Annotated in this window: 14 protein-coding genes; all 14 read right to left on the bottom strand. The window is 34.9% G+C overall.

Annotated features, from left to right (window positions below):
- Positions 1 to 19: 19 nt before the first annotated feature.
- A complete protein-coding gene (gene infB, locus QTL86_RS05250; protein ID WP_127066870.1) occupies positions 20 to 2119 on the bottom strand; it encodes a translation initiation factor IF-2 in 2100 nt (699 codons plus the stop codon).
- A 17-nt stretch (positions 2120 to 2136) separates the two neighbouring features.
- Positions 2137 to 2448, bottom strand: coding sequence for a L7Ae/L30e/S12e/Gadd45 family ribosomal protein (locus tag QTL86_RS05245; protein WP_013657414.1), 312 nt, complete (start codon positions 2446 to 2448; stop codon positions 2137 to 2139).
- On the bottom strand, positions 2435 to 2710 hold the full coding sequence (gene rnpM / locus QTL86_RS05240) for an RNase P modulator RnpM (RefSeq protein ID WP_410496713.1): 276 nt from the start codon (positions 2708 to 2710) through the stop codon (positions 2435 to 2437). Before rnpM ends, QTL86_RS05245 begins: the two co-directional genes overlap by 14 nt.
- Before the next feature lie 4 nt (positions 2711 to 2714).
- On the bottom strand, positions 2715 to 3845 hold the full coding sequence (nusA, locus tag QTL86_RS05235) for a transcription termination factor NusA (RefSeq protein ID WP_127066871.1): 1131 nt from the start codon (positions 3843 to 3845) through the stop codon (positions 2715 to 2717).
- 31 nt (positions 3846 to 3876) lie between these two features.
- A complete protein-coding gene (gene rimP, locus QTL86_RS05230) occupies positions 3877 to 4338 on the bottom strand; it encodes a ribosome maturation factor RimP (RefSeq protein ID WP_013657417.1) in 462 nt (153 codons plus the stop codon).
- A gap of 175 nt (positions 4339 to 4513) precedes the next feature.
- A complete protein-coding gene (ispG, locus tag QTL86_RS05225) occupies positions 4514 to 5572 on the bottom strand; it encodes a flavodoxin-dependent (E)-4-hydroxy-3-methylbut-2-enyl-diphosphate synthase (protein WP_410496712.1) in 1059 nt (352 codons plus the stop codon).
- The gene (locus tag QTL86_RS05220) at positions 5569 to 6600 is read right to left on the bottom strand and encodes a M50 family metallopeptidase (protein WP_127066873.1); all 1032 of its coding nucleotides are present in this window, start codon (positions 6598 to 6600) and stop codon (positions 5569 to 5571) included. The genes ispG and QTL86_RS05220 overlap by 4 nt, the downstream gene beginning before the upstream one ends.
- Positions 6597 to 7760, bottom strand: coding sequence for a 1-deoxy-D-xylulose-5-phosphate reductoisomerase (locus tag QTL86_RS05215; RefSeq protein ID WP_127066874.1), 1164 nt, complete (start codon positions 7758 to 7760; stop codon positions 6597 to 6599). Before QTL86_RS05215 ends, QTL86_RS05220 begins: the two co-directional genes overlap by 4 nt.
- 9 nt (positions 7761 to 7769) lie before the next feature.
- Positions 7770 to 8579, bottom strand: a complete 810-nt coding sequence (locus QTL86_RS05210) for a phosphatidate cytidylyltransferase (protein ID WP_013657421.1) — start codon at positions 8577 to 8579, stop codon at positions 7770 to 7772.
- An 11-nt stretch (positions 8580 to 8590) separates the two neighbouring features.
- Positions 8591 to 9307, bottom strand: a complete 717-nt coding sequence (locus QTL86_RS05205; protein WP_013657422.1) for an isoprenyl transferase — start codon at positions 9305 to 9307, stop codon at positions 8591 to 8593.
- A gap of 83 nt (positions 9308 to 9390) precedes the next feature.
- Positions 9391 to 9945 carry a ribosome recycling factor gene (gene frr, locus QTL86_RS05200; RefSeq protein WP_013657423.1) on the bottom strand — a complete coding sequence of 185 codons (555 nt, stop codon included), beginning with the start codon at positions 9943 to 9945 and terminating at the stop codon, positions 9391 to 9393.
- A 19-nt stretch (positions 9946 to 9964) separates the two neighbouring features.
- On the bottom strand, positions 9965 to 10672 hold the full coding sequence (gene pyrH / locus QTL86_RS05195) for a UMP kinase (protein ID WP_127066875.1): 708 nt from the start codon (positions 10670 to 10672) through the stop codon (positions 9965 to 9967).
- A gap of 109 nt (positions 10673 to 10781) precedes the next feature.
- Positions 10782 to 11690, bottom strand: coding sequence for a translation elongation factor Ts (tsf, locus tag QTL86_RS05190; protein ID WP_013657425.1), 909 nt, complete (start codon positions 11688 to 11690; stop codon positions 10782 to 10784).
- Positions 11691 to 11714: 24 nt separating this feature from the next.
- The gene (rpsB, locus tag QTL86_RS05185; RefSeq protein ID WP_013657426.1) at positions 11715 to 12458 is read right to left on the bottom strand and encodes a 30S ribosomal protein S2; all 744 of its coding nucleotides are present in this window, start codon (positions 12456 to 12458) and stop codon (positions 11715 to 11717) included.
- Positions 12459 to 12469: the final 11 nt, after the last annotated feature.

The raw sequence follows: 12469 nt of genomic DNA, 5'->3' as shown, positions 1-12469 counted from the left end.
CACATCCTTTTGAGGAGATTTATCTAGGAACCTCTTCCATAATGAAGGCTTCTACAGTGTCACCTTCTTTAATATCATTGTATTTTTCAAACATAACACCACATTCATAGTTAGTTGCTACTTCTTTAGCATCATCTTTGAATCGTTTAAGGGAGGCAAGATGTCCTTCATAAACAACAATACCATCACGCACAATACGTACTCCCGCATTTCTTACCATTTTACCATCTGTTACATAAGCCCCACCAATAGTACCAACACCAGACACCTTAAAGGTTTGACGAATTTCAGCATGACCAATTACTTTTTCAACAAACTCTGGATCAAGCATTCCCTTCATCGCAGCTTTAATATCATCTATGGCATTATAAATAACACGATATAATCTTACATCTACTTCTTCACGATCAGCATAAGCTTTTGTAGCAGCTTCTGGACGTACATTAAATCCGATAATAATAGCCCCTGATGCAGATGCTAATTGAACATCTGATTCTGTAATCGTTCCTACCCCGCCATGGATTGTTCTAATTCTTACTTCTTCGTTGCTTAATTTTTCTAAGCTTTGACGCACTGCTTCTACAGAGCCTTGAACATCTGCTTTAATGATAATATTAAGTTCTTTCATTTTCCCTTCTTGAATTTGAGTAAAGAGATCATCTAAAGAAACTTTATTTGGTGTTTGACCAATCATTTGTACACGGCCTTGTGCTTTAATACGTTCAGCTACTTGACGTGCTTGTTTATCACTATTAGCTACATAGAACATATCTCCACCTATTGGTACCTCAGATAAACCTAAAATTTCAACTGGCATTGATGGACCTGCTTTTTTCACTGATTTACCTTTACTGTCAACCATAGCTCTTACACGTCCATACGCAGCACCTGCTACAATTGGATCGCCAATTTGAAGTGTTCCACTTTGTACAAGAACGGTTGCTACTGGCCCTCTTCCTTTATCGAGTTGAGCTTCAATAATCGTACCACGTGCCTTACGTCTTGGATTGGCTTTAAGATCACCCATTTCTGCTACAAGAAGTACCATTTCTAATAAGTTGTCGATGCCTTGGTGCTTAAGTGCAGACACAGGTACACAAATAACATCGCCACCCCAATCTTCTACAAGTAAGCCTTGATCAGATAGTTCTTGTTTAACACGATCTGGATTTGCTCCTGGTTTATCAATTTTATTCATTGCTACAATAATTTGTACATTAGCTGCTCTAGCATGATTAATCGCTTCAATCGTTTGAGGCATTACCCCATCATCAGCTGCGACTACTAAAATAGCAATATCTGTTACTTGTGCGCCTCTCATACGCATTGCAGTGAAAGCCTCATGTCCTGGTGTGTCTAAGAAAGTGATTTTTTCACCATTTAAACTAATAGAAGATGCACCGATATGCTGTGTAATACCACCTGCTTCTCCTGATGTTACATGAGTTGAACGAATAGCATCTAATAATGATGTTTTACCATGGTCAACGTGTCCCATAACAACTACAACTGGAGGGCGTTTTTCTAAGTCTTTTTCATCATCAATGACTTCTCCAAAGACTTCTTCCATAACATCTTTTTCTTCTTCTGGCTCTACAATAATATCATATTCTTCTGCAAGTTCAGCAGCTAACGCATAATCAATTTCTTGATTGATTGTAGCAATAGTACCTCTCTTCATCAATTTTTTTATAATTTCAGTAGAAGGTACGCTCAATTCTGCTGCAAAATCCTTGATTGAGATACGTACTGGTAATTGAATTACTTTAATTTCATCTGTTATATTTTCCGGTTCATTTTTTGGTTGATTATTCATATTTTTATTTTCTTTTACGCCTTTCTTATTCTTTTTACTTTTCTTGCCCTCAGTTTTAATTATTTCCTCTGTTGCTGCTACCTCAGTTTGTATAACTTGGTCTGCAGTTTCATTATGCTCTACTTCTGGGGCTGCTTTTTCACTCACTTCTTTATAATAATTAATAATTAATTCAGCTTCTTCATCTTCTAAAGTACTCATATGGCTATGTACTTCAAAACCATATTCCTTTAGTTTATCCATGATTTCCTTACTTGTAAGTTCTAATTGTTTGGCTACTTCATATACTCTTATCTTAGACATATATCTACCTCCAAATGTTATTGACTCTTACTTATCATCTCGTCGATCTTCTTTGCGAAATTTTCATCAACAATCGCAATAACTGCACGGGGTTCTTTTCCAAGTATACTTCCTAATTTTTCTTTTGTTCCCCATTCCTTACAAGAAATGTTTCTATAACCACTTTTATCATTAAAAAGTTTTTTTGTATTATGAGATGCATCTTCTGCTATAATAACAAGTTTAGCTTCTTGTTCTAAAACAGCTTGTTTTGCAGCAAATTCACCAGCAACTAATTGTCTTGCTTTTTGACACAAGGCAATCATTTGATAAATTCTATTCTCCATCATAATTATCAAACTCTTTTCTAAGTTGTTCATAAATACTTTTATCTACTGCCATTTTAAAAGAACGCTCTAGACCTTTATTTTTTTCTGCTTGCATTAGGCAGGCTTTATTTGGGCAGATATATGCGCCTCTACCTGGTTTCTTCCCATGAAAGTCTAAAGAAAAGTTACCTTCTTGATCTCTTACAATACGAATCATTTCTTTTTTGTTTTTCATTTCATTACAACCCGTACATTTACGTAAAGGAATTTTTCTTTGTTTCATAGGCCTATTCCTCTACTTCTTCATTAACTTCTACACTTTTAATGTCAATCTTAAAACCGCAAAGTTTTGCTGCTAAACGTACATTTTGTCCGCCCTTACCAATAGCTAATGTTAAAATATGTGAAGGTACAATGACTTTAGCATTTCTTTCCCCTTCAGTTTCTTCTAACTCTACATCAATGACTTTAGCAGGACTTAGTGCTTCTCTGATAAATTCTTTTGGATCTTCACTCCAATGAACAACATCTATCTTTTCACCGTTAAGTTCTTGAACAATATTATTAATACGTTTACCTTTTTCTCCAACACAAGCCCCAACTGGATCTACTAACGGATCATTCGAATAAACAGCTATTTTTGTACGAGAACCTGCTTCTCTTGCAATGCTTTTAATCACTACAGTCCCATCTTTGATTTCTACCACTTCTTGTTCAAATAAGCGTTTAACTAATTCTGGGTGAGTCCGAGATACAATAACTTGTGCACCTGCATTTTTAGATTTACCATCTAGTTTATTCTCATTTTTATTAAAGTCTTTTACGTTTAATAAATAAAAGGCTTTATAAGCGCCTATGCCATCATTCATTTCCATTTGTTCATCAAAATTATCATTTGGCATAGCTTCCGTAGATGGGAGAGATGCTTCTGTAAAATCAAGTTGAACAATATAACCATTCTTTTCTCTTCTTAAAACTTTACCTTTAACAATATCATTTAATTTTACACTGTATTCTTCATACACCATTTGGCGTTCTGCTTCTTTAATCTTTTGAATAACAACTTGCTTAGCATTTTGTGCTGCAATACGTCCAAAATTTCTTGGTGTAATTTCAATGTCAATAATGTCATCTAATTGTACAAGTCTATTTAAATTTTGTGCTTCTGTAATACCAACTTCTAATAACTCGTTTGTCACTTCTTCGTCTGGCACCACTGTTTTTGCAGCAAATACTTTAACATCTCCTGTTTTCTCATCAATATTAATTTTGATGTTTTGTTTACCATTGGTGCTGATACCAAAATGCTTTTTACAAGCTACTTCAATGGATTGTTTAATGGCATCGATTAATTTTTCCTTATTAATTCCTTTTGATTTTGCAATTTGATCAATTGCCATAATGAACTCTTGATTCATTTTTATCCTCCTCCAAATTTTTCCTTATCTTCTAAAAGGTAATAGCTAGTCTTACAACAGCTACATTTTTCATTTCAAATTCAAGATTAGTTCCTTCATCGTCAATGTATAGCTTATCTTCGGTCTTTTTAATTAACTCACCTGTAAAATGCTTTTGTTTGTTAATAGCTTCATAAAGTTTTACATCTACTAAACGCCCTTTAAATCTCTCAAATTCCTTATCCTTTTTTAAAACACGGTCAAGTCCTGGAGAACTTACCTCTAATACATAAGGATCTTTAATAGGATCTTTTTCATCTAGTACCTTCTCTATAGCACGACTAGTAAGCTGACAATCTTGGATAGTGATGCCACCTTCTTTATCAATATAGATTCTTAAATAATAGTTTGGTCCCTCTTTTACATATTCTACATCAACCAGTTCATAATGTAGCTCAGCGAGTATTGGATCTAGGTATCCTTCTATTACTTCAATAAGTTCTTTTTTATTCATACTCTCATCCTCTCATACCCTATAGTTTTGCATAAACTCAATTATATATACATCTAAACAATACGAAAGAGTGGGTAAAAACCCACTCTTTCTCACACGTTCATGATTATAATGACTAAATTATATCAGCTTTTGACTGAAAAATCAACCCTCATGTATGATAAACTTAAAAAGCTTACATTTGATTAACTTCTGCCATAAAAGCATCAAATAATTCATCTTCCTTGACCTTCTTTAATATCTGTCCTTTTTTAAAAATAAGGCCTTCACCTTTTCCACCAGCAATCCCTATATCAGCTTCTCTCGCTTCTCCAGGTCCGTTAACAACGCATCCCATAACAGCTATTTTAAGTGGCTTCTTAATATGCTTTGTAGCTTTTTCTACACGATTAGCAAGTTCTATTAACGCCACTTCTGTTCTTCCACAAGTAGGGCAAGAAATAATTTCAACACCATACTGACCTAGGCCTAGTGATTGAAGCACATTTTGTGCACATTCAATTTCTTTTAGCGGATCATCTGATAAAGAAACCCTTATAGTATCTCCTATACCTCTAGATAAAATAGCACCTAAGCCTACTGAAGATTTAATAGTTCCTTTATACAGTGTTCCTGCCTCAGTTATCCCTACATGAAGTGGGTAGTTATAGCGCTCTGCAAAAGTTGTATAAGTTTCTATTGCCAATGGTACATTTGAAGCTTTTAGCGATACAATAATATCCTTAAAGTCTAACGCTTCCAGAATACGAATATGCTCACTGGCACTTTCTACCATAGACTCAGCATTAACACCACCGTATTTCTCTAAATTAGCCTTACTAATAGATCCAGAGTTAACGCCTATCCTTATTGGAATGTGATAAGCCTTGGCTTTCTCAACTACAGCTTTTACTTTTTCTTCATTTCCTATATTTCCAGGATTAATTCGTAATTTATTAATACCATTTTCTATAGCCATTAAAGCAAGACGATAATCAAAATGAATATCTGCTACTAATGGAATATGAATACGTTTTACTATAGTTTCAATAGCTCTTGCTGCTTCTTCATGAGGAACAGCTACACGAACCATTTCACAGCCTGCTTCTTCTAATTCTAAAATTTGAGCCACTGTACTTTCTACGTCTTGAGTTTTCGTATTAGTCATGGACTGAATCACAATAGGATTACCGCCACCAATAACGATATCCTTAACGTGTACAGGGCGTGTATTTTCTCTTGTATTTAATATCATAAGCTTATCCTCATAAAATCATTATAAATAAGTACAACTGTTAAAATCATCAATAAAACAAATCCAATAAAATGAACTGCTCCTTCTTTTTCAGGAGGAACTGGTTTACCTCTCAGCATTTCTACTAGCACAAATACAATACGTCCTCCATCTAAAGCTGGTAATGGGAATAAGTTGACTACTGCAAGATTAGCTGATAATGCTGCTGCTATAGTCATCATATTTAAAATAGCTATACTTAAACCACCACTTTGCATACTCGTATCCCATATCTCTGCGCTCTGATTCACAACGCCTACAATACCTGATAATTGATTCATGCCTACAGCACCCGTGAAAAGATCAACAAATGCCTTCCACACCTGAGCTATGATTAAGCAAGCCCAAATAACACCGCTTTTAATGTTTTCCCATATATTAAAATGAATAAAAGTAGGTGAAAATCCCAAACGTGAACGTTCTTCTTTAGGCATCCATTTAGAAGTAATAGGTGTCGTAAATGTTTCACTTCCTCGTTTTACAGTAAGTGTATATGCTTTTTCTTCTTTTTCTAAAACCTTAGATATGTCAGATAAACGCTCTACTTTATGACCATCAATAGCAATAATTTGATCCCCTACCTTTAGCCCTGCTTGTACTGCTGGCATATCAGCCTCTAAAGAAGCTATTTCATTACTTCCATATCCTTGGTAACCCACTACAATACTTAAAAGGACACAAGCTAATACAAAATTCATAATAGCACCAGCACTAACAATCAGTAACTTTTGCCAAGGTTTTTTAGCAGCCATTGCTCTAGGATTTACAGACTCTCCTACTTCTTCTTCCATACTGCAAAATCCACCAATAGGAAGTAATCTTATGGAGTAAACCGTTTCACCTTTTTTTGTTGACCATAATATAGGCCCCATTCCAACTGCGAATTCATGAACCAAAACCCCACATTTTTTAGCAGTAATGTAGTGTCCCCACTCATGAACAATAACAATACAGGCAAACATTAATATAATCATAATGACTTTTATCAAAGTTCAGTCACCTTCTTTCTACTATATTCCCTAGCCCATTCATCACACCCTAGTATATCTTCTAAGGTTGGCCTATTTATACATATGTGCTTTTCCATCACCATATGTATAATTTTAGGAATATCTAAAAATCTTATCTGCTTATTTAAAAAACTAGCCACTACCACCTCATTAGCTGCATTTAAAACAGCTGGCATCGTTCCTCCTATTTCTAATGCATCATACGCAAATTGCAAACAAGGGAATAAATTCTTCTTAGGCGCCTCAAAACTTAATGTTCCAATACTGGCGAAATCCAGTGACTTAATATAGGATGCATCAGTACGCTCTGGATAATACAATGCATAAGCGATAGGATGCCTCATATCAGGCTGTCCTAACTGTGCAATTGTAGAACCGTCGATATATTCTACCATAGAATGAACAATACTTTCTTTGTGTACAATAACATCAATTTGACTTGGCTCTACATCAAATAAATATCTTGCTTCTATCACCTCTAGCCCCTTATTCATTAAAGATGCTGAATCAATGGTAATTTTACTCCCCATTGCCCAATTAGGGTGTTTAAGTGCCGCTTCTACTGTCACTTGCTCTAACTGCTCTTTTGTATAAGTCCTAAAGGGCCCTCCAGACGCTGTTAGAATTAATTTTGACACACTCTTATGCTCATTACCTCTAAGGGCCTGAAATATAGCAGAGTGCTCACTATCTACTGGTAAAATGTCTACTTTATTTTCTTTAGCTGAACGCATCACCAATTCTCCTGCAGTAACCAGCGTTTCCTTATTAGCTAAAGCAATTGTTTTGCCTGCTTTAATGGCTGCTAAAGTGGGGAGTAACCCAATCATTCCTACCACAGCTGTAACAATCATATCTGCAGATTCTAAAGTGGCTAATGTTACTAACCCTTCCTCTCCACTTATAACTTCTGTATGAATCTGCTTTACTTTTAAGCGCTCTTCTAATAAAGTCGCCTTTTCCGGAAGCATTACACATACTACTTGCGGTTTAAAGGCAATAATTTGCTCTTCAAGTAAGTCTATATTACTATAAGCTGCTAAACCCACTACTTGTATATCCTTATTTCTTCCTACTACATCTAAGGTTTGTGTTCCAATAGACCCTGTAGAGCCTAAAATAACTATTTTCTTTTGCATTTTTTACTCCTATCTCATGATGTTTTCAGCAACTAATACCGCTGTATAAATAGCAGGTGCAACAAATAACAAGCTATCGAATCGATCTAGTATACCACCATGTCCTGGCAAGAGATATCCAAAATCCTTCTCTTTAAAATAACGCTTAATGGCAGATGCAGCTAAATCACCTATTTGAGATAATATCGCACTTAAGATCACCGCTATTACTACTAAAACCATATATCCTCTTAGCTCTGCTGAACTATATGAAGTATAAATCATTGTATAAATATACCCTATAACACCGGCTCCTAATACCCCTCCTATACTACCTTCTATAGTTTTTTTAGGACTTAACTGAGGCGCTAATTTATGTTTGCCGATTGTAATGCCTGTAAAATAGGCACATGTATCAGATCCCCATGAGCTAATAGGAATAAGCCAAACCCAAAACATGCCATACTCTATATCTCGAATTAAGGCAATAAAGCTAAATAATAAACTCGTATAAAGTACTGGAAAAAGAGTGAGTGCTACATCTATTATAGAATACTTAGGATATTTTATAACCATTACTGTTAGAAGCAATACAACTATCAAACCTATAAAAATAAGAAAGTAATTTTGTACCCACTCAAAAAAAAGATAGTACATACCAATTACACTATATCCTAACCACTTAATAGGCTTATAGTTCTCTCTCATTACATGGTACATCTCATATAAAGCAATACCACTTACGACTAGCATTGCTACTTTTAACCATGTACCACCTAGTAATAATACAATTATAACAAGGGGAATTCCTAAAACAGCTGTGATAATTCTTGTAAGCACGTCACTTCCTCCTATTCGCTTTTTCCAAATCTTCTTTGTCTTTCATTAAAAGCATCTATAGCCTTATCTAGTTCCTTTGTATTAAAATCGGGCCATAAGCATGATGCAAAATAAAATTCAGTATAGCTTAATTGCCATGGCAAAAAATTACTTGTTCTCATTTCACCACTAGTTCGAATCAATAAATCTGGTTCTGGCATTCCTTTTGTATCTAGATAATCTTCAAAGCAAACTTCATTAATGTCAGCTATATCTAATTTATTCTGCTTCACTTGTTCAGCTATTTTCTTACAAGCTCTTACAATTTCATCTCTTCCACCATAGTTAAAAGCCATATTAAAACAAATGCCCGTTTTATCCTTTGTCATTTCTTCTAACTGAATCACTTTTTCTTTAATACGCTTAGGAATAACCGTTGCTTCTAAATCCCCTATAGCTCTAAAACGATTCATATCTCCACTTGCTTTCTTAATATGATTGTCTAAATATCTTTCAAACAAGTTCATTAGTCCAGCAACTTCTTCCTCAGGTCTCTTCCAATTTTCAGTTGAAAACGCATAGACTGTTAAGTATTTGACACCTATCTTCTCAGCATGTTTAATAATACTTTCTAATGTCTTCGTCCCTCTTCTATGTCCTTCATTTCTTGGCAAACCTCTTTCTTTAGCCCATCTACCATTACCATCCATAATAACTGCAATATGCTCAGGTATTTTTCTATTTGACATGCCTGATTCCTCCTATACTAAAAAGCTCCTCTTATCAAGAGGAGCAATTCTTATTAGCATTCATTTGGGTGTTTAATAGGCCCTTATACAGATAAAATTTCTTTACTCTTCTTATCCACTAATGCATCAATTTCACCAACAAATTTATCTGTTAATTTTTGTACTTCTTTTTCTGCTACTTCCACTTCATCTTTTGTCATTTCATTAGCTTTTTCCATCTTTTTAAAGGTTTCAAGTGCATCACGTCTGATGTTCCTAATGGCAATTTTAGAGTTTTCGCCTTTTTTCTTAATATCCTTAGTTAAATCCTTACGACGTTCTTCTGTAAGTTCTGGAAATACAAGACGAATAACTTTTCCATCATTAGTAGGATTGATACCTAAATCTGACTCATTAATAGCTTTTTCAATTGCTTTTAATAAAGTACCTTCCCAAGGTTGAATTTGTAAAACACGAGCTTCAGGTACTGTAATATTTCCTACTTGCTGTACTGGTGTAGCAACACCGTAATAATCTACAGTAAGGCGATCTAATACGTGTGGATTAGCTCTACCTGCACGAATAGTTGCTAATTCATCAGCAAATGCACCTAGTGATTTATTCATTTTTTCTTGACATTTGTTTAACTCTTGCTTCATTAAATATCCTCCTTATAATCTACCCTTCTATATAAATGGTTGTACCCATTTTATCTCCATTAGCTACTTTAACAATACTTTGCTCCGCACCTAAATCAAAAACAACAATAGGTAACTTTTGTTCAATGCATAAAGCGGCTGCAGTTGTATCAATTGCTTTTAAGTCTCGCTTTAACATTTCTTGACATGAAAGACGATCATATTTCTTAGCATTCGGATTTGTCTTAGGATCACTATCATAAACACCATCAATATTTTTAGCAAATAATAATGTATCTACTTCAATCTCACAACCTCTTAAAGCAGCACCTGTATCAGTTGAAAAGAATGGATGGCCTGTTCCACCTGCAAAGAAAACAATTTTACCTGCTTCTAAATCCGAAATGGCTTGATCCTTAGAAAATAATTCTGTCATACTACCTATTTCAAATGGTGTTTGTACACTAGCTTTTAATCCTTGGCTACGACACACATCTGCCACATAAATAGCATTCATGACTGTTGCTAACATTCCTATTTGATCAGCTTTAGTGCGATCCATATCTCCTGAAGTTCGTCCTCTCCAGAAGTTTCCTCCACCAATAACAACAGCTACCTCTATACCATTGCTAATAAGTACTCCAAGTTGTTTAACAACTCCTGCAATGATTTCATGATCAAAGCCTCTTCCTTGTTCTCCAGCTAAGGCTTCACCACTTAATTTTACTAAGACACGTTTATATTTCATCGTCATTTCCTCCTGCTACCACTACTCTATCATAAATAGTTATTTATTTCTAGATGTATTTTTAACTTTATGCCCATAAAAAAGGGGCACTCTTGTGCCCCCATTTTTATTAACCTTGAATTTGTTTTGCAACTTCTTCAGCAAAGTTCTCTTCTTTTTTCTCGATTCCTTCACCAGTTTCAAAACGAACAAATGTTTTTACTGCATCTGCACTACCAAGTTCAGCTGCAACATATTTACCAACTGTGAAGTCTGGGTCTTTAACATATTCTTGTTCAAGTAAGCAGATTTCTTTAAGTTGTTTATTAAGTCTACCAATAACCATTTTTTCAATGATATTTTCTGATTTCCCTGGATTTTCATTAAGTGCTTGATGCATTAAAATTTCTTTTTCATGAGCTTTCTTTTCTTCTGATACTTGATCAACAGAAACAAACTCTGGATTAACAGCAGCAACTTGCATTGCTACATTTCTTGCTACTTCATGAGCTTTTTCACCTTCAGCCGCTACTTCAACTACTACTACGATTTTACCACCACCATGTGTATATGCAGCAAGTGTACCATCTGTAGAAATTTTTTGGAAACGACGAATTGTTAAGTTTTCACCGATTGTAGCAACTTTTTCTGTTAATACATCACCAACAGTTTTAGATGCATCTGATGGCCAAGCAAGAGCTTTTAATGCTTCAACATCTGCAACATCGTTATTTAAAACAATTTGTGCTACTTCGTTAACAAATGATACGAATTGATCATTTTTAGCAACGAAGTCTGTTTCAGAGTTAACTTCTACGATAGCAGCTGTTTTACCATCTGCAGAAATCGCTTCTTTTACAAGACCTTCTGCAGCAATACGGTCAGCTTTTTTAGCAGCTTTAGCTAAACCATTTTCACGTAAGTATTCGATAGCTTTTTCCATGTCACCGTTTACTTCGTTTAATGCTTTTTTGCAGTCCATCATACCTGCTTGTGTTCTTTCACGTAATTCTTTTACCATAGCAGCTGTAATTGCCATTTTTGTTCCCTCCAAATTATATAATTATTCAGCGATTACTTCTTCAGTAGCTTCTACTACTGCTTCTGTAGATGCTTCAAAAATTTCACCTTGGTTTGCTTCAATAATAGCATCAGCCATTTTAGCAACGATTAATTTTACGGCACGAATAGCATCATCATTACCTGGAATTACGTAGTCTACTTCTTCTGGATCACAGTTTGTATCTACGATAGCTACTACTGGAATCCCTAAAATATGAGCTTCTTGAATAGCAATTCTTTCTTTGCGTGGATCAACTACGAACATAAGGCTTGGAAGTTCTTTCATTTCTTTGATACCACCAAGATTTTTTTCAAGTTTATCCATTTCTTTACGAAGTTCAATTACTTCTTTTTTAGGAAGTACTTCGAATGTACCGTCTTGTTCCATTGTCTCTAATTGTTTAAGTCTAGCAACACGGCTTTTAATTGTAGAGAAGTTTGTAAGCATACCACCTAACCATCTATTGTTTACGTAGTACATACCACTTCTTTCTGCTTCAGATTTAATTGATTCTTGAGCTTGTTTTTTAGTTCCTACGAATAATACCTTACCGCCTTCAGCTGCAGCTTCACGAATAACATTGTATGCTTCGTCAACTTTTTTAGCTGTTTTTTGTAAGTCGATAATGTAGATACCATTTCTTTCTGTGAAGATGTATTCTTTCATTTTTGGATTCCATCTTCTTGTTTGGTGACCAAAATGTACACCTGCTTCTAATAATTGTTTCATTGAAATTACACTCATTGTAATACCTC

It is taken from the genome of Cellulosilyticum sp. ST5, assembly GCF_046529625.1.
GTDB classification, from domain to species: domain Bacteria; phylum Bacillota; class Clostridia; order Lachnospirales; family Cellulosilyticaceae; genus Cellulosilyticum; species Cellulosilyticum lentocellum.
Note: the sequence above shows the minus strand (reverse complement) of the source record. Positions and strands in the feature narration are given on the sequence as shown.

Bases quoted from the DNA above. Each gene is read 5' to 3' on its own strand.
- infB (WP_127066870.1), bottom strand. From the start codon at position 2,119: ATGTCTAAGATAAGAGTATATGAAGTAGCCAAACAATTAGAACTTACA.
- QTL86_RS05245 (WP_013657414.1), bottom strand. From the start codon at position 2,448: ATGATGGAGAATAGAATTTATCAAATGATTGCCTTGTGTCAAAAAGCA.
- rnpM (WP_410496713.1), bottom strand. From the start codon at position 2,710: ATGAAACAAAGAAAAATTCCTTTACGTAAATGTACGGGTTGTAATGAA.
- nusA (WP_127066871.1), bottom strand. From the start codon at position 3,845: ATGAATCAAGAGTTCATTATGGCAATTGATCAAATTGCAAAATCAAAA.
- rimP (WP_013657417.1), bottom strand. From the start codon at position 4,338: ATGAATAAAAAAGAACTTATTGAAGTAATAGAAGGATACCTAGATCCA.
- ispG (WP_410496712.1), bottom strand. From the start codon at position 5,572: ATGATATTAAATACAAGAGAAAATACACGCCCTGTACACGTTAAGGAT.
- QTL86_RS05215 (WP_127066874.1), bottom strand. From the start codon at position 7,760: ATGCAAAAGAAAATAGTTATTTTAGGCTCTACAGGGTCTATTGGAACA.
- QTL86_RS05205 (WP_013657422.1), bottom strand. From the start codon at position 9,307: ATGTCAAATAGAAAAATACCTGAGCATATTGCAGTTATTATGGATGGT.
- frr (WP_013657423.1), bottom strand. From the start codon at position 9,945: ATGAAGCAAGAGTTAAACAAATGTCAAGAAAAAATGAATAAATCACTA.
- pyrH (WP_127066875.1), bottom strand. From the start codon at position 10,672: ATGAAATATAAACGTGTCTTAGTAAAATTAAGTGGTGAAGCCTTAGCT.
- tsf (WP_013657425.1), bottom strand. From the start codon at position 11,690: ATGGCAATTACAGCTGCTATGGTAAAAGAATTACGTGAAAGAACACAA.
- rpsB (WP_013657426.1), bottom strand. From the start codon at position 12,458: ATGAGTGTAATTTCAATGAAACAATTATTAGAAGCAGGTGTACATTTT.